19 protein-coding genes are annotated in these 22,932 nt (G+C 41.9%); 9 read left to right on the forward strand and 10 right to left on the reverse strand.

Annotation, left to right across the window (positions count from 1 at the left end; translation table 11 throughout):
• Positions 1 to 484: 484 nt before the first annotated feature.
• The gene (locus L3V77_RS21955; RefSeq protein ID WP_275136950.1) at positions 485 to 1,369 is read right to left on the reverse strand and encodes a LysR family transcriptional regulator; all 885 of its coding nucleotides are present in this window, start codon (positions 1,367 to 1,369) and stop codon (positions 485 to 487) included.
• A gap of 90 nt (positions 1,370 to 1,459) precedes the next feature.
• On the opposite strand from L3V77_RS21955, the gene L3V77_RS21960 reads away from it, so the two are divergent.
• Together L3V77_RS21960 and L3V77_RS21965 are read left to right on the forward strand one after the other, a co-directional pair.
• A complete protein-coding gene (locus tag L3V77_RS21960) occupies positions 1,460 to 2,392 on the forward strand; it encodes a DMT family transporter (RefSeq protein WP_275136951.1) in 933 nt (310 codons plus the stop codon).
• A 208-nt stretch (positions 2,393 to 2,600) separates the two neighbouring features.
• On the forward strand, positions 2,601 to 3,344 hold the full coding sequence (locus tag L3V77_RS21965; RefSeq protein WP_275136952.1) for a phosphatase: 744 nt from the start codon (positions 2,601 to 2,603) through the stop codon (positions 3,342 to 3,344).
• Positions 3,345 to 3,473: 129 nt separating this feature from the next.
• On the opposite strand, the gene L3V77_RS21970 is transcribed toward L3V77_RS21965, so the two are convergent.
• Positions 3,474 to 5,735, reverse strand: a complete 2,262-nt coding sequence (locus tag L3V77_RS21970) for an Ig-like domain-containing protein (protein ID WP_275136953.1) — start codon at positions 5,733 to 5,735, stop codon at positions 3,474 to 3,476.
• A gap of 306 nt (positions 5,736 to 6,041) precedes the next feature.
• Positions 6,042 to 7,412, reverse strand: coding sequence for an MATE family efflux transporter (locus L3V77_RS21975; protein ID WP_275136954.1), 1,371 nt, complete (start codon positions 7,410 to 7,412; stop codon positions 6,042 to 6,044).
• Between the two features lie 100 nt (positions 7,413 to 7,512).
• On the opposite strand from L3V77_RS21975, the gene L3V77_RS21980 reads away from it, so the two are divergent.
• On the forward strand, positions 7,513 to 8,460 hold the full coding sequence (locus L3V77_RS21980) for a LysR family transcriptional regulator (protein ID WP_275138227.1): 948 nt from the start codon (positions 7,513 to 7,515) through the stop codon (positions 8,458 to 8,460).
• Between the two features lie 6 nt (positions 8,461 to 8,466).
• Here L3V77_RS21980 and L3V77_RS21985 read toward each other — a convergent pair whose 3' ends face one another.
• Positions 8,467 to 8,850, reverse strand: a complete 384-nt coding sequence (locus tag L3V77_RS21985) for a VOC family protein (RefSeq protein WP_275136955.1) — start codon at positions 8,848 to 8,850, stop codon at positions 8,467 to 8,469.
• 10 nt (positions 8,851 to 8,860) lie between these two features.
• Positions 8,861 to 9,778 carry a LysR family transcriptional regulator gene (locus tag L3V77_RS21990; RefSeq protein ID WP_275136956.1) on the reverse strand — a complete coding sequence of 306 codons (918 nt, stop codon included), beginning with the start codon at positions 9,776 to 9,778 and terminating at the stop codon, positions 8,861 to 8,863.
• Positions 9,779 to 9,897: 119 nt separating this feature from the next.
• Between L3V77_RS21990 and L3V77_RS21995 the strand changes: the two genes are divergently transcribed.
• The 3 genes from L3V77_RS21995 (at position 9,898) to L3V77_RS22005 (ending at position 12,834) form a co-directional block, all read left to right on the forward strand.
• On the forward strand, positions 9,898 to 11,091 hold the full coding sequence (locus L3V77_RS21995; protein ID WP_275136957.1) for a glycine C-acetyltransferase: 1,194 nt from the start codon (positions 9,898 to 9,900) through the stop codon (positions 11,089 to 11,091).
• 40 nt (positions 11,092 to 11,131) lie between these two features.
• Complete coding sequence (gene tdh / locus L3V77_RS22000) at positions 11,132 to 12,163, forward strand: L-threonine 3-dehydrogenase (protein ID WP_275136958.1); 1,032 nt, start codon at positions 11,132 to 11,134, stop codon at positions 12,161 to 12,163.
• Between the two features lie 164 nt (positions 12,164 to 12,327).
• On the forward strand, positions 12,328 to 12,834 hold the full coding sequence (locus L3V77_RS22005) for an RDD family protein (protein ID WP_275136959.1): 507 nt from the start codon (positions 12,328 to 12,330) through the stop codon (positions 12,832 to 12,834).
• 93 nt (positions 12,835 to 12,927) lie between these two features.
• Here L3V77_RS22005 and L3V77_RS22010 read toward each other — a convergent pair whose 3' ends face one another.
• Positions 12,928 to 13,797: a LysR substrate-binding domain-containing protein gene (locus L3V77_RS22010; RefSeq protein WP_275136960.1), complete on the reverse strand. Its 870-nt coding sequence runs from the start codon at positions 13,795 to 13,797 to the stop codon at positions 12,928 to 12,930.
• A 303-nt stretch (positions 13,798 to 14,100) separates the two neighbouring features.
• On the opposite strand from L3V77_RS22010, the gene L3V77_RS22015 reads away from it, so the two are divergent.
• Both L3V77_RS22015 and fghA read left to right on the forward strand, forming a co-directional pair.
• Positions 14,101 to 15,225: an S-(hydroxymethyl)glutathione dehydrogenase/class III alcohol dehydrogenase gene (locus L3V77_RS22015; RefSeq protein ID WP_275136961.1), complete on the forward strand. Its 1,125-nt coding sequence runs from the start codon at positions 14,101 to 14,103 to the stop codon at positions 15,223 to 15,225.
• 33 nt (positions 15,226 to 15,258) lie between these two features.
• Positions 15,259 to 16,098 carry an S-formylglutathione hydrolase gene (gene fghA, locus L3V77_RS22020; protein WP_275136962.1) on the forward strand — a complete coding sequence of 280 codons (840 nt, stop codon included), beginning with the start codon at positions 15,259 to 15,261 and terminating at the stop codon, positions 16,096 to 16,098.
• An 85-nt stretch (positions 16,099 to 16,183) separates the two neighbouring features.
• Here the strand turns inward: fghA and L3V77_RS22025 are convergent, their stop codons facing one another.
• From L3V77_RS22025 to L3V77_RS22035, 3 genes are all read right to left on the reverse strand, one after another.
• Positions 16,184 to 17,566: an alkaline phosphatase gene (locus L3V77_RS22025; protein WP_275136963.1), complete on the reverse strand. Its 1,383-nt coding sequence runs from the start codon at positions 17,564 to 17,566 to the stop codon at positions 16,184 to 16,186.
• 193 nt (positions 17,567 to 17,759) lie between these two features.
• Positions 17,760 to 17,966, reverse strand: coding sequence for a hypothetical protein (locus L3V77_RS22030; protein ID WP_275136964.1), 207 nt, complete (start codon positions 17,964 to 17,966; stop codon positions 17,760 to 17,762).
• Between the two features lie 123 nt (positions 17,967 to 18,089).
• Positions 18,090 to 19,886: a choice-of-anchor I family protein gene (locus L3V77_RS22035; protein WP_275136965.1), complete on the reverse strand. Its 1,797-nt coding sequence runs from the start codon at positions 19,884 to 19,886 to the stop codon at positions 18,090 to 18,092.
• Between the two features lie 267 nt (positions 19,887 to 20,153).
• Here L3V77_RS22035 and L3V77_RS22040 point away from each other — a divergent pair, with 267 nt between their 5' ends.
• Positions 20,154 to 20,624 (forward strand): hypothetical protein, encoded by a 471-nt coding sequence (locus L3V77_RS22040; protein WP_275136966.1) that lies wholly within the window; start codon positions 20,154 to 20,156, stop codon positions 20,622 to 20,624.
• Between the two features lie 224 nt (positions 20,625 to 20,848).
• Here L3V77_RS22040 and ggt read toward each other — a convergent pair whose 3' ends face one another.
• Entirely contained in the window at positions 20,849 to 22,594 is a 1,746-nt protein-coding gene (gene ggt / locus L3V77_RS22045) for a gamma-glutamyltransferase (RefSeq protein ID WP_275136967.1), read from the reverse strand.
• Positions 22,595 to 22,932: the final 338 nt, after the last annotated feature.

Here is a 22,932-nt window from a genome sequence, read left to right on the forward strand (position 1 = left end):
AACCAAAAAAATACCATAAATCAATATAAATAGAACAACCTAGGCGACGAATGAATAAATATAACAGAATAGCTTGCATTGTCACTCATAGGCCCTATTTTGTTTTTTGTGTGGAAGGAGATTAGCTAATAATAATGGTGAATGATATATGTTAAGAAATATTAACTTTTATAATGTCAGATGAACATTTGGCGACTATTGTATTTTATTTTCTTAAGGATAAATATGTTCGATAATTATACAGATAGAATATATATATTGATAACAACTGAATAATAGATAATTAATATATATTACCGTTGATGTTTTTAGTAGGCTTTTCTGTTTGAATTAATAATGATAATTTATTAATTAGACGTTACTGTTTGGTCAATGGCTATAATAAAAACCTATCGTTATTTTAAATACTATGAGTTTACGTTGCCTTTCTAATACTGTAATTGAGAGCCTGCTAAATAAACAGAGTTTTAACGCCTCTGTTTTTCTACGCAAATTCTTTTCGAAGCCAGCTTCGCAAAGTTAGCACGCTTTCAAGCCTAAGTTTTTCAGATTGGCAGACAAAATAGAAACTTTGTGAAGGGTGTTTTACCGGTTCCCCTACCTCTACAAGTAAGCCGAGTCTAATATCATCTTTAACAAACTGTCTATGTGTGACAAATATACCGAGCTTGCTAATCGCTGCCTGCACAGCATGTACAGAAACAACAAAGCTTAAGTTATTTCTTTGTTTGGGAATGGGCAATTGGTGAGCTTGGCACCAATAGTTCCAGTCATTTTTGCGCCGGAGATTAGAGGCATAAATTGCCGGATAAGAGCTAAGCAGCGACTCAACAGTTGCTTTGCTGCTAACTAAATCTGGATTGCAGACCATTATTATTTCATCATCCCCTAGTTTTTCACAATAATAATTCTGCCACTCATCTTTAAGGTCGTGAATAAGAGCAACATCTACTCCCTCATTATCTAAGTTAAATGGGCCAACGAGATTGGAAATTCTTACATCGAGATTCGGTGCGGTTTGTTGAAAGCTAAGCATACGAGGTATCCACCAATGAACCGCGAGTGAATTGTTCATGTTTAATGTCACTCGGTTTGAATGTATTGGCTTTTGCATTGCTTCAGAAGCATCGACTATCTGCTCTAATGCTGGTGCGACTTTCTTGTAATAGCGTTTGCCTTGGCTGTTGAGTTCAACACGCCTACCTATACGTTTAAAAAGTGGTTGACCCAGTTGGTTTTCCAAGCTTTTTATTGCCTGACTCACAGCAGAGTGGCTGACGTTAAGCACCTCAGAGGCATTAGTCATGCTGCCGGTTTCAGCTACAGCAACAAATGCATAGATAGATTTCAATGGAATGAGTGAACGCATATGTAAGTTTTCCTAACAGGTTTGGTTAATAATACTCGCTTTTTTATTCGCCGTCACTTCTCTAAGATGCCCGTATCAAAGGAGAGTAGAATGTCTAGTGAATATAAACCCACCATTTTCATGCTTGTATCTACGCTAAGTCTTTCATTATCCGGAGTTATTGCGAAATACTTAACGGGTCAGTTTAGTTTAGCTGTTTTAGTTTTTTTACGTCTATTTATTCCTGCTATTTTCATGCTGTTTATGATGGCAACAACACGATTTATGTTTCCTCAGAAAAACTTAACAAAATCGTTCATTATGCGCGCCTTGTGCGTTGCTGGTTGTCAGATGTGTTTTTTGTATTCTCTAAACACTCTGACATTGGTAGAGAGTGTGGTGTTATTTGCGGCTGGACCTTTGTTTATCCCTATATTTGAGAAAATACTTTTTGGTGTAAAGGTTCAAACTGTAACCAAGGTAGGGTTGGTTGCCACGTTTTCTGGGGTGCTAATGTTAGCAGGGGATGTAAGCAGTATCGCTTTGAAGCCTGAGTTGTTGGTTGGATTATGTGCGGCGATATTTAATGCGGGATCTCAATTAAGTCTATATCGCTCAACTAAGGGGGATATGCCTGCTATCGCGGTCAATGCGTGGAGTTTTCTATTTAGCTCAATTGTTATTTTGCCGATAACCTTGTGGTATGGCGTATCCGATATGGATATCCAAGTAATGTCCGAACCTGTAACCCATTGGGCTATTTGGTTGGCTGTCGTTTTGCTTACATTTGTGATAATTAGTAATCAAGTTTTCCGCTCTAAGGCATATAAGTTGGTGGGTAGTAGCTCTCAGTTGGCCCCATTGATCTTCACAAATTTGATCTTCACTTTAGTTTGGCAAATGATGTTTTTTAACGAGACACTTACACAAGAAAAACTGGTTGGTGTTTCACTTATTATAATGGCGAGTGTGTTGCAAGTTTTATGGCCAAAAATGAAAGGTGTTTGGTATAAGCCTAAGCTGAAAAAGGCACCTGACGCATAGGTAGTCTTCTTTATAAAGGTGTTTGCTTTTTCTATATGAGCGATTCGTTCTTTTTATGTTCTGTCCACTATTTAGTAAGCTTTCATCAGAGGCTTTGTTTCCTGTCATTAATTTTTCATGTTAGAAGATGAAGAAAGAGTGATCTATGTCCACAATTATTGTTACACTTGTTGGAAATAACCCGTATAAGACAAGCGAGTGAGGCGATATGAAGTTTGAAGTTGATACACATACTCATACCTATGCAAGTGGACATGCATATAGCACCTTAATTGAGAACGCGAAGGTGGCAAATGAGAATGGATTGAAAATTTTTTGTACGACTGATCACGCAGAAACGATGCCAGGAGCACCTCACTATTGGTTCTTTGCTAATCAACGAATTCTCCCTCGCTTTTTATCTGACGTTGGTGTTGTTCGAGGGATTGAATCGAATATTCTGAATGTATCTGGTGAAGTAGATATAAATCCAACCCTAGATGAAAAGTTAGATTGGGTTATCGCGAGCTTTCATGAGCCCGTATTCCCACCTCAAGATAAATCCATTCACACTGAGACGTTAATTAACGTGATAAAGAGTGGTCGGGTGGATGCATTGGGTCATTTAGGTAACCCTAACTTTGATTTCGATTTTCATAAAGTATTAACGTGCGCCAAAGAACATAACGTGGCGATTGAAATTAATAACAGCTCGCTTAGGGGTCATAGCCGAGTCGGCAGTGTCGATCGTTGTTACGAAATAGCGTTAGTTGCGAAGGAAGTAGGCACTTACATTACCACGGGGTCAGATGCCCATTTTTGTGTGGATATTGGTATATTAGAAAAAGCCAGTGACCTGCTTGATAGAGCGGATATCCCTGCAACTCAAGTTATCACTCATACAGCCCGTCAGTTTTTAGACTTCCTTGGGCTTCGAAAGAGGCAAACTATTGTCGAGTTTGAAAATCTGTAAATCGTTCTGTTTGGCATAATTCTGGGATTATGGTGGATAGTGAACGAAAAAAACAGCGAAAGAAGATATCAATTTAACGGTCAGTGGATACTGACCGTTAAATTGATATGACAAAGAAGTCAGCCTTCTCTATTTATAAATAAACTGAATAGCAGAAACGTGGCTCGGTTGTTGGGGTGATCGTGTATACACAATAATACCTAAAATAGAGTCTGGAATGAAAGTCTCGATCGAATTTCCATTTTCAAGCTTTCCTATTTTTTTGTATGTGCCATCATCCCACTCTAATATTTGTAGTATGGGCGTATTGCTTGGGCTCCATTGTGTGCCAGAAATCCCCCTTATATAAGTGACATCTTTTATGACCATTTGATCGGAGTAATATACTTCTCGATCTTCTTCTGATATCCCACCACCATAACCTCCGGCTAATAACTCTCCTGTTTCAGCATCATAAATACCGTCAATAGTAGAACCTCCTTGAAACCTGATTTCATTGTGCAAGTCACTTAAAATTTCATTGGTGTAAGCGGTTGGTTGACCGATGATAAGGCTTTTTTGGGCGGTAACCATGGTGACAGATACAGGATCCGATTCTAGACCCAAGTAAGCGACTTTTACTTTGTCTGTTTTACCCTCGATAAAATTAGCGACTTGAATGTACCCCGTCATTACCGACAAATCCGCGACTATTAGCCCAGACAATTCCGCGCTTTCGGAATGCCACTGACAATCGTTAGTGACATCATATGAAGTACCATCCGAATACGTAGCCAAAGCCTGTAGCTGAGTTCCAAAATATTCGGTAATAGTAATAGCTGACGCGTTGATTTCGACCTTTTGCAATACGGGCTCTGTAATGTCTATCTGTATCGTGTCGCTGAAAGCGTACCCATTAGCAATGCCTGACGCGGTAAGAGTAACAGTGCCAGAAGTTAGTCCTGTTACCATTCCCTTTTCTGTCCGGTTGTTGCTTACGCTCGCTATCGCTACATCACTGCTACTCCAGCTGAGCGCATCGTTTTGTGTAATATCTAATCTTTGTCCATTAGAAAGCACAGCTTGCGCAGTAAGATATAAGTTTAGCCCTTTAGGTAATGAAGGGTTGGGTGCAGCCACCGTCAGTTGTGTAATGGCAGTATTCGTTACTTCAACTTGTATTGTATCGCTGAACAAATGGCCATTGGTATTACCGGACGCAGTTATGGTGACTAAGCCTGGTAGAATACCTCGTATTTTTCCCTTTTCTATCTTGTTGTTGCTCATTATGGCTATTGATTCATCACTACTACTCCAACTCAGCACACTGTTTTGCGTTACATCGAGTATCTGTCCGTCAGACATGGTTGCCTCAGCATAAAGGTTTTGTGTAAGCCCTGCGGCAAGAGATACGCTTTCTTGCGTAATGCGTAGCGTGCTTACGACTGGATCCGTCACTTCTATTTTAATGCTGTCCGTGAATAATTGATTATTTGCCTCTCCAGACGCGGTAATGGTTACGATGCCACTAGCGATACCAGTCACTATTCCTTTGTTTGGTCGACGGTTATCTACTTTCGCAATTGAAGTATCACTGCTGCGCCAGATAATGGCGTCGTTATCGGTTACATTGCGTATTTCGTCATCAGATAATATAGCGATAGCACTAAAATTTACTGCTAACCCAATGGGTAACACTTCTTCAGCTACATCCACATTGAGCTGATTTACGGTGGTATTGGTTATCTCAACGTCGACGGTTTCGTTGAATGACTGGCCATTAGCCATGCCAGAAGCGGTAATTGCTACGGTTCCTTCTCTAACTCCCGTGACGTTTCCCTTATTGCTACCATCGTTACTGACAGTAGCGAGGGCAGTATCACCGCTATTCCAAGTTATGGCATCATTTTGGGTTACGTCAATCACTTGTCCGTTGGACAATGTAACTTCAGCAATGAGGCTGCTTGTCAGGCCAATAGGGGTCGTGGCGTCATAAGGGGTTACTTGCAACTGCGTGACAATAAGATCAGTAATCTCGATTTGTGCAGTACCAATAATCAGCTGTCCATTATCAATACCAGACACGGTAATGGTTACCTTTCCTTGCGAATGTCCGGTGATTTTACCTTTATTTTCGTCGTCATTACTTACCGTAGCGATGGACTCATCGTCGCTACTCCAATTGACGTCACGTACTTGAGTGACGTTGACTACACGGCCGTCAAGCGTATGGATTTCCGCAGTAAGCTGTTGAGATAAGCCGATGGGTAACGACGTACTTGCCGGTGAAATAAGTACATGTGAAGTATCGGTAAGTTGATCCGCTTGCTTTGGAAATCCGCTATCACCATCGTTACAAGCGGTTAAAGAAACCAATATAAACAGCGCGCCCCATAATTTATTAAATATCATTTTGAACTCCTCTCACCTTATTTTTTGATGTTGCAACACTGCCTGATTGCCTACTTTTAGTTGGGATCTTGCGTAAAGGCCCTAGCGGCAAATTGCGTCTAACAATCGTTCTTTTAGGTATTATGGATGTCGCTCTTTGATATTTATGTCGGAAAAATCTGAATTTGGAATGGCTTTTAAAAGACCACCTATGAGGTGATCTGGATAGAGGAAAGGGAGGTTAAAAGTGGATGGACTAGATGGGGAATAACGATAATGTACTGTTGAAATTCGGTGACTGAGCATCACTGAATATAAGTGAGAAAACTAAACTATCATTTCAAGTTTATCCTTAATAGCATTGTGCGGGGGTCGAGTATTCAGCACACTGAGCAATTGAATAAGTAGTAATATTCCCGTTACGCCCAAACCTACTCCAATGCCACCCCAAATCCCGGCTAAGCCATATTTCGGCATTAACCACCACGCGACAGGTAACCCAAATGCCCAATAGCCGATTGCCGTCATGATCGTTGGAGAGAGCACGATTTTCATTCCTCTGAGTAAATTCAGAGCCAATAACTGCCAAGCATCAACCACAAAACAGAGTGCAACGACCCAAATAGATGAGGTCAGTAGGAGGGTTAATTCGCGGTTACTTGACGGATTATCTTCTTCAAGTTGAAATAGTTGAGCGATAGACTCCGGCCAGAGTATAAACGCAGCAGCCAGTATTATGCTCAGTAAGGTTACGAGCATAAAGCTTTGGTGAGAGGTTCGTTTAATGCCTGCCTGATTTCCTGCGCCAAAGTCTTTGCCGACCAAAATAGCGGCCGCTTGAGAAAAGCCGAAATTGATGTTCCACGTAAAACTTAAACACTGTAATAATATCTGGTGCATAGCTAAGGATGCGACACTGATCATACCTGCCATCAGTGTTCCACCGTAGATCAACCCATGCTCCAAAATACTCGCCAGTGCAATAGGTACTCCCATTGTCAATAAAGGTGTAATGAGTTTGATTGAGTACTCTTCAAGTCGTAACCAAGGGGCGAAACGATAGTATGTGTCACGTCCAAAAACCCAGTAACCATAACCGAGTAACGAGATAATGGCTGAAATAGAGGTGCCAGCACCGAGACCCGCTATCCCAAATCCCAATTGAAAGCCGAGCAAGTAGCTGATAGGAACGTTGAGCAAAACGGTGATAACGGACATCACCATGACAGAACGAGCGTCGCCAAAGGTGCTTGTTAGGCCTCGTAACACTAATAGTAAGAGAGTGGGTAACATCGCCCATTTTAGGGCGTTGAGATAATCCATTCCGATAAAAATGACTTCATCTGATTGATTCGCACTACGCAGGAGTTCTGGTGCGAAAATCAAGCTTGTCGTAAGTAGGAAAGTACATATTACGGCTAGCATCACCGCGCCTTTAATAGCATTTCGTATTTGCTGTATACCAAACTCAGGACGTGACAAGCTCTGCCCATAAGCGATAGCGATTAAGTTCGCGCTACAGCCAACGGTGCTTGCAGCAATAAGAAACACAAAAGAATAGACGGACGCACCTAATCCACCAGCGGCAAGTGCTTGCACACTGATGCGTGACATCATCCAGATATCGGTTAATACCAATGCCATAGAGATGAGTTGGGAGACAATGAGTGGAAGAGCGAGAGAAAATAATTTTTGCATAGTAGCCTCTGTGTTATGTAGCACAAAGTAACGCTTTCAAGGCTAGCGTTCAATTAACATTTGTGCCATGCTGACATTACATGAACTCATGCGAAAAACTATGTCACCTTATCCCCAACTTCCCTATTCTCATAAAGGTCTACAGGTTTATGAATCTGTAGCGAGGCTTATGAGCTTTACCTTAGCAGCAAAGGAGCTACACGTTACCCAAAGTGCTGTCAGTCGACAGGTCAAACAGCTTGAGGATGATCTTAATGAATCTCTAATCATTAGACGAAATCGCTCAATTGAACTGACATTAAAAGGACAGGCGCTTTATTCCGTGTTGGAAAAGAACTACCTAGCTCTAGAAGCCCTAATTGCTTCTTGGAAACAAAGTGACCAGAAAAAAATCGTTATAAAGGCCGCGTTGAGTTACGCCACGCGTTCGCTTATCCCTAAAGTTCAGCAGCTACACGAGAAGTTTCCCGGCTACGAGATAGTCGTGATTCCTAGCATGGATGAAGATGAAAGTGTAAACGCGAGTGAATACGATTTACTGATATTCAATACCCGTCGTGGTTCACTTTATACCGATAACCTCGATGTATTGTACTTGCGAGAAGAGTTTATGGCTCCAGTTTGTGCACAACAATTGGTGTCGGACCAAGCCGACATAGAGACGATTATTCAGATGCCTAGGCTTCATCCAACCATGGATCACTATGACTGGATCACATGGTTGAGAAATACCCACTATGTTCACTCCTCAAAGACACGAGATACCACATTCTTAACCTTAGATATGGCACTTAGTGCCTGCTTATCTGGTCAGGGTGTTACAGTGACGGATCTTTTGTTGGTTTTACCTGAACTGGAGTACGGGTACTTAATATGCCCAGAGGGTGCACCTGTTCAATACAGTCCTTGGCAATATTTTTGTCACTATCGTACTAAATCACCCATCGTTGAAGAACTGATTGAATGGCTAAAGATTGAAACAGAAAAAGAGGTCAAAACCCTTAATCGATTGGCGAATCAATACCATTGGAAAGGGGTGGTGGACTAATATCCACTAGGCTTGATATAGCTCTAATGGTAACCCGTCCGGATCTTTGAAAAAGGTGAATGCTTTGCCTGTATACTCGTCAATACGAATCGATTCGACTTCGATACCTTTGGCCTCTAGCTCGCATTTTGTGTTCTCTACGGAATCGACCACAAACGCCAGATGCCTTAATCCCTGGGCTTCTGGTGTATTGGGGCGTTTAGGGGCATTAGGAAATGAGAATAACTCAATCTGCCCACCATCTGGTAGAGCAAGGTCCAACTTGTAGGAATCTCGGTGAGCACGGTAGTTTTCTGCGATCACTTCTAGACCCAGAACATGAATATAAAACCGTTTTGATACCTCATAATCTGAACATATAATGGCAGTGTGATGGATTCGTTTAAGCATAGGTGTTCTCCTAGTTGGCGATGAGAAAATGTTCCATCGCATAATCGATGAATACACGAAATCGAGCGGGCATATATTTGGTTTGAGCGAACTGAAGAGCAATCATGCCATGATAATTGCCTTTTATCGTCCAGTCACTGAGTACTTCCTCTACCTCACCAGATCGTATTGCTTCTTGAATAACAAAGTCATGGAATATACCAATACCTAAGCTATTCTTAACCCCATTGAGCCGCATTTGTGAATGGTTTACAGCGTAACGACCTGAAACAGGGATCCGGTGTAACTCATCGTCCTTAACAAAACTCCAGACATGGTCGTTGTCAGTCTCACCGAGATAAAGGCAATCATGTTCAATCAGTTGATTGGGATGGGTCGGGTAACCTTTGTTGCTCAGATAGTCAGGGCTGGCACACAAGACCAGATTCGTTTTACCCATCTCTTTTAGTACTAAATTTTCGTCGGGTTTATCTGTGAGTCGAAAAACAATATCTATACCGTTTTTAAAGATATCAATGTCGCCATCTGCAGCGCGAAGTTTTAATTGTATATCAGGGTATTTTTTCAAAAAAGGGATGACATAAGGCTGCAAAACAGAATTGAGAAATGCCTCAGGCGCTGCGACGGTAATGGGTCCACTAGGGCGGTCATGGTCTTCAGTCGATAATTCAATCGCTTGTTGTGCGGAGTTCACCATGGTGATGCATTCTTCATAGATTTTTTTACCCGCTTCGGTGATGAGTAATTTACGTGTGGTTCTTTCAAACAATTTTACCGATAGCGCTTTTTCTAAGCGGGTCATCGTTTTACTCAGTGCAGAAGGCGTTACGTTGAGTTTTTTTGCTGCAGCAGTAAAACTTTTCTCCTGCTCGACTAGAATAAAGACAGCAAGATCGGGAAGAAGTGTGATCAACTTATTAGAAATCATCGTTATTTGTGCCTGTGATTCATTAATGTTTTTCCATGTAAAGGGATAATAGTCTTTATCGCTATCAGTTAGAATAGTTTTACACAATAAATACATCATTTTCAGCAAGGAATACAAACATGTCTTCAGCATTTTATGATCAGATAAATCAACAGATTGAAGAAGTAAAAGAAGAAGGGCTGTATAAGTCTGAACGTATCATTACTTCTGCTCAAAAGGCCGCTGTTTCTATCTCTACTGGAGAAGAAGTACTGAATTTTTGTGCGAACAACTATCTTGGATTGGCGAATCACCCGGATCTTATACAAGCAGCAAAAGATGGCATGGATGAACATGGTTTCGGTATGGCATCTGTTCGTTTTATCTGTGGTACCCAAGACTCACATAAAGTACTGGAACAGAAGCTGTCTGAATTCTTAGGTAAAGAAGATACGATCCTATACACCTCATGTTTTGATGCGAACACGGGCCTTTTTGAGACCATTTTAGGTAAAGAAGACGCAATAATATCCGACGCACTAAACCATGCTTCTATCATCGATGGTGTTCGCCTATGTAAAGCGATGCGTTTTCGTTATGCCAACAACAATATGCAAGAACTAGAGCAACAACTTATCGATGCCGATAAGGCGGGTGCTCGCCATAAGATGATCGTAACTGACGGGGTTTTCTCTATGGACGGCGTTGTCGCTAATCTTCCCGCAATTTGTGACTTAGCCGATAAATACAATGCTCTCGTTATGGTTGATGATTCTCACGCGGTTGGTTTTATGGGCGCAAACGGTCGTGGAACCCATGAACATCATGATGTGATTGACCGAATTGACATAATTACCGGCACATTAGGTAAAGCTATGGGTGGTGCTTCTGGTGGTTATACTTCCGGGAAAAAAGAAGTCGTGGATTGGTTGCGTCAACGTTCACGTCCATATCTGTTTTCCAATTCCGTTGCACCAGCTATTGTTTCAGCGTCTATTCGTGTGCTGACTCTTTTAGCAGAAAACGGAGAGTTGCGTGACAATTTATGGGAAAATGCGGCCCATTTCCGAACTCGTATGGAAGGTGCGGGCTTTACTATGGGAGGTGCTGACCATGCGATTATTCCAATCATGTTGGGTGATGCGAAGGTCGCCGCTGAGTTTGCTGAGCGATCCCTTGCAAAAGGCATTTATGTGGTTGGTTTCTCATTCCCTGTCGTACCAAAAGGGCAGGCACGTATCCGTACTCAGATGTCTGCAGCACATAATCGTGATGAATTAGATAAAGCGATTGATGCATTCATTCTGGTTGGTAAAGAAATGGCGATTATCTAAGTCGGTGGCAATAACCCAACGTATCTTGAGAGATTTGAGTATGAAAATTAAAGCACTGGCAAAACTAAAACCTGAAGAAGGTATTTGGCTTACCGAAGTAGATAAGCCAAAGATGGGTCATAATGACCTATTGATACGAATTAAGAAAACGGCGATATGTGGAACGGATGTACACATCTACAACTGGGACGATTGGTCGAAAAATACGATCCCTGTACCTATGGTTGTTGGGCATGAGTACGTCGGTGAAGTGGTTGGCGTTGGTCAAGAGGTACGTGGCTTTTCACTCGGTGACCGTGTTTCTGGTGAAGGACATATTACGTGTGGGCATTGCCGAAATTGTCGCGGTGGACGAACTCATCTATGCAGAAATACGGTGGGCGTAGGGGTAAACCGTACGGGCGCATTCTCTGAATTCCTCGTGATACCCGCGTTCAATGCATTTAAAATTCCAGATAGCATTTCGGATGATTTGGCATCGATATTTGACCCATTTGGTAACGCTATTCATACGGCTTTATCGTTTGATCTTGTCGGAGAAGATGTTCTTATCACGGGGGCTGGGCCGATTGGTATTATGGCTGCTGCCGTAGCCAAACATGTTGGTGCTCGTCACGTTGTCATTACTGATGTCAATGAATACCGCTTGGAACTGGCGCAGAAGATGGGCGTAACTCGAGCCGTCAATGTCGCCAATCAAAACCTTGAAGAGGTGATGACTGAGTTAGGAATGACGGAAGGATTTGATGTTGGCTTAGAGATGTCGGGTAACCCTTCTGCATTCAATAGCATGTTGCATGCAATGAACCACGGTGGGCGAATTGCACTACTTGGAATTCCACCGAAAGATATGGGAATAGATTGGAACCAGGTTATTTTCAAGGGGATGGTTATAAAAGGTATCTATGGCCGTGAGATGTTTGAAACCTGGTACAAAATGGCGTCTCTCATTCAATCAGGCTTAGATCTTACCCCAATTATCACGCATCACTACAAGATTGATGACTTCCAAAAAGGCTTCGACACCATGCGTAGCGGGCTTTCTGGGAAAGTTATTCTCGACTGGGAATAGCAGATTTAGTAAATTATTAAGGGGCCTTTTGGGGCCTCTTTTTCGTTTTATCGCGTTTAAAAAAGTCGTTATATAAAGAACACCGTCAGTTTTTATTAACAATTTTGTATATGGTATCTATTTGATATAGCCAAATATTAAAAACAATATATCGAGTACCAACCATGAGTGAAACATCAGTAACTGAGGTCAATGTGAATGAGAATAAGCTTGCATCTAGACGGGATAGATTAGGCGCAATATTGATTGATGGTCTTGTTGCATTAGTCGTGGTCATGCTATTTTTGTATTTCAATGACTGGAACTCAGATGAGGCTATTGACGTTATGGGGCCTTATACCAGTTATCTCTATCTGTATGGAATATGGTTGCTTCTGAACGGATACCTCCTTCACTCTAGGGGGCAAACAATAGGGAAGTATATCTGCGATATAGCCATTGTCAGTAACAAGGACGAACAGCTTATTGGATTACATAGTATTATCCTCAAAAGAATAGTTCCAATAAGTTTAATTGCATGGATCCCTTTTATTGGTCAGTACTCTAGCTTGATTGACGGCTTATTGATTTTTCGAAAAGATAAGAGGTGCGTACATGATTGGATTGCAGGAACTAAAGTTATCGATGTCTCTAAACCTGAACCACCATTTGACCCTAGTAAGATGGAATAGGGCCATTGTGTTGAAATTGAATTCAGGCCCCACTTAAGATTGTCTGCCAATAGAGAGCGATTAATGTCATCAATAATTAGCATTCACATCACTTTATTCTAGTGCTTTCTCCAAGTAATCTAGCAATACTCTTATCTTTGGAGATAGATGTCGATTATTAGGGTAGAGCGCTGAAATGGCTTCGTCAGGGGAGCGATTTTGTTCTAATATCTGTGTCAGTCTTCCCTCTTTTATATGAGGTAAAACATAGTAATCGGGCAGTTGTATGATACCTAACCCTTTGATGGCAGCATCAACGAGCGCGTGACCGCTATTACAAACTAAATTCCCTTTAATCTTGATATTTTTGGGTTTTCCAGCGTCTTGAAATCGCCAGTAATCTAACGTTCCTACCAAGCAGTTATGTTGATCCAATTCTGATAAAGAGTGAGGAATACCAAAGGTAGACAGGTAACCTGTGGACGCGCAGACATATTGGGTTCGCGCCCCGAGTCTTTTAGCCATCATGCTTGAATCCTCTAGTGGGCCCAATCGAATCGCCAGATCAAACCCCTCATCGACTAAATCAAGTTTCTGATTAGTGAGGTTTATGTTTACCTTTAGTTCTGGATATTTGCTCATGAAATCATTAATCAAAGGCGCGATTGTTTTTTCACCGTAGGTGATAGGTGCGGTAATTTTTAACAAACCTCTGGGTGCACTCTGTAAATGGGTGATGGCGCGCTCAGCTTCTTCTAATCCATCAAGCACCTGCCGACAGTGTTGATAATAGATCAATCCAACTTCGGTTACCGACACTTTACGCGTTGTACGGTGGAAGAGTTTGGTTGCCAATCTAGTTTCTAGCGCACTTACTTGTCTGCTAACTTGGGCCGTTGATATACCAAGGCGCTTTGCTGCTTTGGTGAAGCTTTCCGCCTCTGTTACGGCGACAAATTCGCTTACCCCTTCCCAGTTGAACATTGTTACCTCTCAGTAATTATTTTGGCGATCATTAGCGACGATGGTCGAGCTTAGCATAACTGAAATCAAGAAAAGATGATGTGAAAATAGGTGAAATATAGTAATGAACTGATAAACAACAATTTTATTATGATTGGCAATTTGACGGATTGGTGTTTGCTACGCCTATTATTACTATACAGTAAAAGTGATTTTCATAGTAATGGGATTATCACTCTAAAAAATGAAGACTATAATGTATCTATACTTCTAAAGAACGCAACAATACCAGACGCTTTCAGCGATCAAATTAAGGACATCAATATGACAGCACAAACAATAAAATCCAAAGCCGCCGTTGCATGGGCTGTGGGCGAACCTTTATCGATGGAAATAGTCGATGTTATGCCACCTCAAAAAGGTGAAGTTCGAATAAAGATGATAGCGACTGGTGTATGTCATACCGATGCTTTTACCCTTTCAGGTGAAGATCCAGAGGGTATTTTTCCGTGTATTTTAGGCCATGAAGGCGGCGGTATCGTTGAATCAATTGGCGAAGGCGTTACTAGCGTTCAAATTGGTGACCATGTCATTCCACTATACACACCAGAATGTGGTGAATGCAAATTCTGTAAATCCGGTAAGACAAACCTTTGCCAAAAAATTCGTGAAACTCAGGGTAAAGGTCTTATGCCGGATGGCACGACACGTTTTTCAAAAGACGGCGTTAAGATTTTCCACTATATGGGAACCTCAACGTTCTCTGAATATACCGTTTTACCGGAGATTTCTCTTGCGAAAGTAAATCCAGAAGCGCCCCTTGAAGAGGTTTGTTTACTTGGTTGTGGTGTGACAACTGGGATGGGTGCAGTAATGAATACGGCGAAAGTTGAAGAGGGTGCAACCGTCGCTATTTTTGGCATGGGTGGTATTGGATTGTCAGCGGTAATCGGTGCAACGATGGCTAAAGCTTCACGAATCATTGTTATCGATATTAACGAAAGTAAGTTTGAACTTGCGCGTAAATTAGGGGCAACTGATTGCATCAATCCGAAAGACCATGATCAACCCATTCAGGATGTCATCGTGGAGCTAACCGATGGTGGTGTCGACTACTCGTTTGAATGTATTGGTAACGTCAACGTAATGCGCTCTGCGCTCGAGTGCTGCCATAAAGGATGGGGAGAGTCTGTCGTTATTGGTGTCGCAGGGGCAGGACAAGAGATCTCTACTCGTCCATTCCAACTCGTAACAGGTCGCGTATGGAGAGGGTCCGCTTTTGGTGGTGTTAAAGGCCGCACGGAACTACCCGATTATGTAGAACGCTATATGGCAGGCGAGTTTAAGCTTAATGACTTTATTACTCATACGATGAGCCTAGATAAGGTGAATGAAGCGTTTGACCTCATGCACGAAGGCAAGAGCATACGTACTGTTATTCACTTTTAGTCATAAATCAAAGCGAGCTCAGGAGTTAGAAGCGTGACGATTGAAAATATCAGCGTGAATAAGAGTTTTGGTGGCTGGCATAAACGCTATAGCCACCATTCCAAAGTACTAAATTGTCAGATGCAATTTGCTATCTATTTGCCACCACAGGCGTCAAATGGTGAGAAAGTTCCGGTTCTGTATTGGCTGTCGGGATTGACCTGTACCGATGAAAATTTTATGCAGAAATCGGGAGTACAATCTCTGGCGTCTGAGCTTGGGATCGCGATCGTTGCGCCAGATACAAGCCCGCGTGGTGGTGATGTGGCTGATGTAGATAGCTACGATCTTGGTAAAGGTGCGGGTTTCTATCTTAATGCTACCCAAGAACCGTGGAGTAGACATTATCATATGTATGACTATGTGCTTGAAGAGCTGCCACAGTTGATCGAATCGACGTTTCCAGTGACAAATAAGCGTTCGATCGCAGGGCACTCGATGGGCGGCCACGGTGCACTTGTTATTGCACTGCGGAACGCGGGTGCCTACCAATCCGTATCGGCGTTTAGTCCCATCTGTCATCCGTCAATAACGCCATGGGGTAAAAAGGCTTTTTCTGCCTATCTTGGGCGAGATACAAAGGAATGGCGTGAGTATGATGCGAGTATTTTACTTGGCGAGGCAGTCGACTTTGTACCTGCTTTGGTTGACCAAGGTGTAGCGGATGAGTTTCTAAATGAACAATTGAAGACGGAATATTTAGACTCTGTTGCTACGGAAAAAGGGTACCCGTTAAAAGTTAATTACCGTGAAGGCTATGATCATAGCTATTATTTTATCGCGAGCTTTATTGAAAACCATTTACGTTTTCACGCGGAATATCTTAGTAAGTAGCGGCTAATTGACCGAAAAAAGCCTCAATTGGAAAACTATCCTGTTGAGGCTTTTGCTTTCTTACAAACAAGTCGTTTCTTACAAATTATTTCTGAGTAAGGCTACGAATTAACTTAGGTACATCTGTATTGTTTAATACACCTTCGAAGTACTGAGAACCAGGACCTGTCGCGAACAATGGAATCATGTTCGCTGAGTGACCACCAGTGCTAGAGGCTTCTCTGACAGCACGATCGATAGCACCGGCTTGGTAGTGAGCTGCGACCATTGACCCAATTTCCCAACCGAGTTTGTATTGATATTTCAACTTCCCTTTCTTACCCATTACGTGAGAATTTAATTCAGCAACTTGTTCATCGGTCACTTCAAAGCCTGCATATTCTTTGAATACGGCTTTAATTGAATCGGGTTCAAAACTTTTTCCATCGGCCGCTTTAACGAGTTTTCCTGCCATAAATTCAGGTGAAACAGTGATGTTTTTTAAACCTGCAATGTCCATTGGTTCGGTAACAGATAAGCCCATGGTTTCATGGTCGGCTAATACAACAATTAGTGTGTCATTGCGATCTTTAGCCCAATTTACGGTTTGTTCGATAGTGCGGTCAAACTCCATAAATTCTTGCCAGACACCGGTAATATCGGCGGCATGTGCGGCGTGATCAATTCGAGCACCTTCAACCATAAGGAAGAATCCATCTTTATCTTTTTTAAGGACATCTATCGCTTTTTCGGTCATCAATTCTAAGCTTGGTTCGTTACTATTTAAGTCATCACGATCCAATTTATAATTCATATAGGTTGGATTGAATAGACCTAAAAGTTTGTCCGCGCCTTTAATAGCCGCGAGCTGGTCTTTATCTTTTACGATGGTATAGCCCGTTTCTTCAAATTTTGGCAATAAATCGACACCATCTTGTTTTTTAGGACCAAAATACTTTGAACCGCCACCTAATAAAACGTCATACTCATGCTCTAGCATTTGACGTGCCGCAGCCGGTTGGCCTTGATAACGGTCAGCAACACTTGCTGTAAATGCCGCTGGTGTCGCATCCGTCACCGTATTGGTTGATATGACCCCAACCTTTCGACCTGCTTTTTTGAAGTCATCGAGAACGCTATCAACTTCAACGCCCTGAGGATCAACACCAATAGCGCTGTTGTTTGTTTTCACGCTTGTTGCAATGGCAGTACCAGCGGCGGCGGAATCGGTGACTTGATTATTTGCTGAATACGTTTTAACTAAAGCAACATTGGGTAATGATTCAATGAAATGAGAACCGTCTTTGCCATATTCCATATGACGAGCGATTTCAATTTGTCCTAAACCCATCCCATCACCAATAAAAATAATGACGTTTTTGGGTCTAATCGTTTCTGCTTGAGCTTGTGCAAAATCTGGTGCGGCCATAACGTAGTTAGAGCCTGCCAATGCGGTAATTGTGGCTAAAGCGATGGTTTTCAATTTCATAAATGGTGTCCTTCAACTAAAAAATAAAACCTTTAACACAAAAAGGTCAAAAATACGGTCGATATTCGAATGAATCCGTATTTTCTCTGAAGATCACATATAGATATGATATCAAAATCACATAGTTAGTATGAAATGTCTATTGATAGAATACTCTGTTTAATGCTGTTGAAATTGAACGCTAAGTCACATCTTATTCGGTAATTCCTTTGGATAGATCTCGGAAAAAATGACCCGTTTCACGCGTTGCGTCCCGCGTAGCATGGCCAATAGCCGTTGTGGCTTCTTTGGTTGCTTTACCTACTTCATTCGCATCTCTTTTTATTTGCTCTTTCTGAGTAACGGAGCATGCAAATAGAGTCGTGCAAAGAAATAAGGCAAAAATAGAGTGTCTGTTCATTTTGGTTAAGGCCAGCGGCTATAAAAGTTAGACTCTAGCTTATCATTTTGTCGGAATGACGAAAGCAAAAAAGCCCTAGTAAAAAGGCTTTTATTAGAAGATGGGGTAGGCCGTTAGAAATCGCTAAAACTCCATTCTATAAACAGAGGTTGTGCCACTCACTTCATTACCAACGGCCAAGTAATGTTGTCCATTTCGTTGGAAATATTTAATCGATTCTGGTCCCAAGTCCCCTGCTTTCACATTGTATTTTCCGTTGTCACAATTGCCGTCATCTATTGTTGTACATACTCCTTCACTGTAATGTCGATTATTGACATAGTGATTAAACGTTGGCTTCTCTGGGTTACTTACGTCGTAAATCATAATGCCCCCCTGACGTTCTAAACCTATAAAGGCATACTGGCGATTGTTTATATTTGCGGTTTCGATCGCTTCTGGTTCTGAGCCTTTATCGTCACTACGATCGTCACCACTTTGGTTACTATCGTTTGTGCTATTAAAATATTCGCCATTTTCACGCAGTGCGATGCGAGCAAATTCATCACCGCTGTCGTATACAAGACGACCCGATTCACTAAAAATAGAGAACGACCTAGCACCGTACGTATATACTGTTTCATCAAAGGAAATAGCTTTGCCTTGCGAGATATTCTTGTCGTTGAGGATCTTTAAACGCCCCAGTTGCGTCTTGTCTTTAAGTGCCACAGAAAGGGGATGGTTTTCGTCGATGTTTAAGTTCTTGCCCCGGACCTCGTCTACATAAGCAATGCAAAATCCTTCTGCCGAATCGTATTTATCCGTGTTTGAAAAATCATCTTCATCCCATTGATAGCTTTTTATATCGCAGTTTTTTTGGGTGGTATCAAATCCATACTCTCGACCGTCACCTTCATTAGCAGTTAAAATATAGGTTTTGCCGTTGATAGTGTAACTGGTGATGCTATCAGGCATGTATAGCCCTTCTAACATCGGATAGCTTTTGAAGTTTCCCGCCTTCTTATCTTTATTAGAGGCATCCAATTGAGCGTTGGACCATGATTTCCCGCCAAGGCCAAAAATTTCGTCGATCTCCGCGTTTGCTACATCAATTACCGCGATCGCATTGTTCTCTTGAAGCGCGACATATAACTTACCGTTGTCGGCAAACGTTAAGAATTCGGGTTCTAAGTCTTGAGCAACAGAGGCATTTGGTGCTGAAATTCGAACCGTTTCCGACACTTCGTTAAAACGTGAGTTTTCTGAATTAAATGCTCGGAAATTAATTTGAGTAACATTGGCATTCATTGGCCCATCACTTAAATCGACAAGTGTGACGCTGCCTTCTGGATCAACGCTGTAATCAGAGTTTGGTTCACCTTCATTAGCGGAAGCTAGATAACGACCGTCTTTTGAAAAGCTCACCATATCGGGTAATGCACCCGCGGTGTAGGTGTTGATTAGTTCTAAAGTGTCAGACCGATATAGGGCAATGATACCGTTCTGCTGCTTGGTTTTATTCTCGACGGCGATGGCCACTAAACCGCCGTGTGTCGTTACGCTGTTAGCTGCGCCGATGTTTAAACCTGAATGGAGTGCTGCACTTTGTAAATCAATCACACCATTATTTATAGGCTTCGCATCTTGGTTGAGCGATAAGACATCCACTTGTGCAGCTTGTGCATTAACCACATATAGGGAATCAGTACAGTTATCGTAGCTCACTATTTCTGCGGCTGATTTGTCAAAGCGAGCGTTGGAAATATGGGTTCCAACTAAAGTTAAACCTTTAATCGCCATCTCGGTATTTTCGACTCTTGAATGTGGTTTGCACTGAATACCTAACTTGGATGAGCTCTTCGGATTATTGCTGTTTGTTGAAGTACATGCAGCCAACAGTGTCATTGATAAAGCCAATATGAATCGGTTTTTGAATTGCATAAATCGTCCCTGAATAATAATGAGTTAATGAAATTAACCGGACTAATTTATGTGCTTTATGTTACGTATTGGTTTCAAATTGATTAACCTTGTCTGACAGGCCAAAATCAAATGCTGGTCAGTAGGGTGGTTTGAGTAAGATAATTAGTTTCAATGAGTCTAATTTATCTGTTTCCATATATGAGATGTCAGTATGTGAATTTCGCACTATATCCAACTCAGTTTACATGGTTAGATCACATTTTTGTTAGGAACTGGAGGTTAAACATGGGCTGGACAATTCAAGGTACAACACGTTATTTATCAGAATTTGGTCTTAGACCAGTACGCAGTAGAATAAGTGTAGAAGAAGGCAGCATTTTTCTGAGTGAATTGCTTAAAGTTGACCCTAATAACATGATGAATTCGAACGGTTACGCTTATTATATATGTCGCCAAAAAGAAGAGGTGAAAGCGTTACTCATTACGACTTCTATCGAAGATAGTAAATATGTAAAAGAATCGGAGGCAAAGTTTATCCGATTAGTAAAAAGTTTGGTTAAGCAAACGACAACTGGAGTGGTTAGTAAAGAGGTGGATTTGGTCAATAATCATATCGAAAAGGTTGGAGTGCATACATTTCAGATAGAAAGAAATGGCATCAATCATAGTAATTCTTTGCGATGTATATTGAGCCTAACAGAAGATGCTATTGCAGCGAAGCAATGGCTTGATAAGATCGATTACCACGCAGTATAAACACACAAAACACGTTGATTCTAAGCGGAATAGTCTATCTAAAAATGCCCAATAGAATGCCCATTGATGTCGGCCCCAGAGTATCCGAATTGTTGATCAGTTATTTTCCAGATTGGTATTTTATAGGGGCCAGTTCAATTTATTGAAAATGGCCCTATTTTTATCCCTGCCACTTATCCTGACTTCACGGCATTTAATCAAGTAACGGTCAATTAATGGCGAAGTTAATCACCTAAAGCCACGCCTTCACGACGAGGGTCTGCACCCCCTATCAATTTGCCGTCTTTAAATAAAATGGCATGAAGACCGGAGTTAAGGTCGCGGATATTGACTTTGAATCCCATTTTCTCTAATGGTTCTTTAAAGCTTTCTGCGGATGTTCCTTGTTCAAGGTCATAGGTACCGAATCTATTCACCATATGCGGCATGTCGATAGCTTGTTGAATATCCATTCCCCAATCTAGGTGTGCGATCAATGTTTGTGCGACGTAGCCAATAATGCGAGAACCTCCCGGAGAACCAACGGCCATATAAGGTTGCCCTTGTTTCATCACGATCGTCGGCGCCATAGAAGAACGAGGGCGCTTCCCCGGTTCGAGTCGGTTCGCAATGGGATAGCCATCTTTATAGGTGGCAAAAGAAAAGTCTGTCAATTCATTGTTGAGAATAAAGCCGTTGCTCATCACTCTCGAACCAAAGCCATTTTCGACGGTACTGGTCATTGAGACGATGTTACCCTCTTTGTCCGCAATCACTAGATGCGTTGTGCTTGGTAACTCAATGGACTGATCATCGGCTAGGGCGATTTTATTCGCCCATGGTGGATTTCCTGCCGTAACCGTCGCTAATGCGCTGCCCTTTTTGATCAACGAAGATCGGCTAGCAAGGTAATCAGGATCCACTAACCCTTCAGGAACGGGTACAAAATCTGCGTCTGCCATATAACGTCCTCGGTCAGCAAAGGCTAACCGAGAAGCATCCCCTATTATCTGCCATGAAACAGGATCTTCAGGTCCCATTGCGCTTAAGTCAAAATGGCTTGAGATGCCCATAATTTGGCCGACAGTGAGGGCACCAGAACTTGGTGGTCCCATGCCGCAGATGTCATATTGCCGATATGGAGCACAGGTGGTTTCTCGTTCTACAACGGCGTAGTTAATAAAGTCGGCTTGAGATAGATAGCCTGGGTTATCGGTAATGCTGGTTACTTTCGCTACGATATCTTTGGCTATTTGACCTTGATAAAAGGCACTTTCCCCTTCTTTTGCTAGCGTTGATAGTGTCTTCGCATAGGCTGGATTTTTTAGTGTGCTACCTTGTGCAAGAGGTTGCCCATCTGATGTGAAGAAATAAGCTTTGGTGTCTGGATAGCGGCTCAAGCGCTCCTTATCATTTGCAATAGAAGAGGCCAGTCGTTCTGACACGGTAAATCCGTCTGTTGCCATTTTTGTTGCTGGCACAAATAGCTCAGACCAACTCTTTTGTCCATACTTTTCATGCATCGTCGCGAGTAACTTTACCGTGCCGGGCGTACCAACAGAGCGGCCGCCGACAACGGCGTCGTAAAATTTTAAAGGCTTACCATTTTCGTCTTGAAAAAGTTCGGGACGAGCAGCCAAAGGAGCCGTTTCTCTGCCATCAAACGTGGTGATTTTTTTAGATTTTGCATCGTAGTAAACCAAAAAGGCACCACCGCCCAACCCAGAAGATTGTGGTTCAACTAAGCCCAATACGGTTTGTATTGCGACTAAAGCGTCGGCAGCATTACCCCCACTTTTCAGTACCTCATAACCCGCGTGAGCGGCCAACGGGTTTGCTGCTGCGACCATATAGTCATTGGCAACGACAGCCTGTTTAGCCGTTACTTTGCTGGTTAACTCTGGGGCGACAGAGTCCGCCACTTGCGAGGTGGCATTGGCGTTAATGGAAAGAAAAAACAAGCCAACTGACGTTATTGTTTTATTATACATATATTCCCTTATTATAATGTTAACCCATTGAAATAAAGATGATACTTGCAAAGTATGGTCCATATCTTCTCTATTTTAAATCAAAGGGTTATATTGTTTTTAATAACAATTATTCAAGTCGTCTTACTCATTTGAGGCAAACAGCACTGGAATGGGGAAAGTATAGAAGAAGATTTAAAAGAAGTGATTAGAATAAATAGGACATTCACGATGACAAAGCGAAAATGTTAGATGAAGCAACAAGTTGTATGTCGTATTTTGAATGTTTAATAAACCCTAGCTGGGGATGGATCTTTTTCAATTAAAAGGGTGAGTAGATATCTACTTACCCTTTGTTT

It is taken from the genome of Vibrio sp. DW001 (assembly GCF_029016285.1).
Taxonomy (GTDB): Bacteria; Pseudomonadota; Gammaproteobacteria; order Enterobacterales; family Vibrionaceae; genus Vibrio.

Excerpts from the sequence above, each read along its gene's own strand:
- L3V77_RS21975 (WP_275136954.1), bottom strand. The coding sequence starts at position 7,412 with ATGCAAAAATTATTTTCTCTCGCTCTTCCACTCATTGTCTCCCAACTC.
- L3V77_RS22030 (WP_275136964.1), bottom strand. The coding sequence starts at position 17,966 with ATGAACAGACACTCTATTTTTGCCTTATTTCTTTGCACGACTCTATTT.
- L3V77_RS21985 (WP_275136955.1), bottom strand. The coding sequence starts at position 8,850 with ATGCTTAAACGAATCCATCACACTGCCATTATATGTTCAGATTATGAG.
- L3V77_RS21995 (WP_275136957.1), top strand. The coding sequence starts at position 9,898 with ATGTCTTCAGCATTTTATGATCAGATAAATCAACAGATTGAAGAAGTA.
- tdh (WP_275136958.1), top strand. The coding sequence starts at position 11,132 with ATGAAAATTAAAGCACTGGCAAAACTAAAACCTGAAGAAGGTATTTGG.
- L3V77_RS22005 (WP_275136959.1), top strand. The coding sequence starts at position 12,328 with ATGAGTGAAACATCAGTAACTGAGGTCAATGTGAATGAGAATAAGCTT.
- L3V77_RS22025 (WP_275136963.1), bottom strand. The coding sequence starts at position 17,566 with ATGAAATTGAAAACCATCGCTTTAGCCACAATTACCGCATTGGCAGGC.
- L3V77_RS21960 (WP_275136951.1), top strand. The coding sequence starts at position 1,460 with ATGTCTAGTGAATATAAACCCACCATTTTCATGCTTGTATCTACGCTA.
- L3V77_RS22035 (WP_275136965.1), bottom strand. The coding sequence starts at position 19,886 with ATGCAATTCAAAAACCGATTCATATTGGCTTTATCAATGACACTGTTG.
- L3V77_RS21990 (WP_275136956.1), bottom strand. The coding sequence starts at position 9,778 with ATGATTTCTAATAAGTTGATCACACTTCTTCCCGATCTTGCTGTCTTT.
- L3V77_RS21955 (WP_275136950.1), bottom strand. The coding sequence starts at position 1,369 with ATGCGTTCACTCATTCCATTGAAATCTATCTATGCATTTGTTGCTGTA.
- L3V77_RS21980 (WP_275138227.1), top strand. The coding sequence starts at position 7,513 with ATGTCACCTTATCCCCAACTTCCCTATTCTCATAAAGGTCTACAGGTT.
- L3V77_RS22015 (WP_275136961.1), top strand. The coding sequence starts at position 14,101 with ATGACAGCACAAACAATAAAATCCAAAGCCGCCGTTGCATGGGCTGTG.
- L3V77_RS21965 (WP_275136952.1), top strand. The coding sequence starts at position 2,601 with ATGAAGTTTGAAGTTGATACACATACTCATACCTATGCAAGTGGACAT.
- L3V77_RS21970 (WP_275136953.1), bottom strand. The coding sequence starts at position 5,735 with ATGATATTTAATAAATTATGGGGCGCGCTGTTTATATTGGTTTCTTTA.
- L3V77_RS22010 (WP_275136960.1), bottom strand. The coding sequence starts at position 13,797 with ATGTTCAACTGGGAAGGGGTAAGCGAATTTGTCGCCGTAACAGAGGCG.
- ggt (WP_275136967.1), bottom strand. The coding sequence starts at position 22,594 with ATGTATAATAAAACAATAACGTCAGTTGGCTTGTTTTTTCTTTCCATT.
- L3V77_RS22040 (WP_275136966.1), top strand. The coding sequence starts at position 20,154 with ATGGGCTGGACAATTCAAGGTACAACACGTTATTTATCAGAATTTGGT.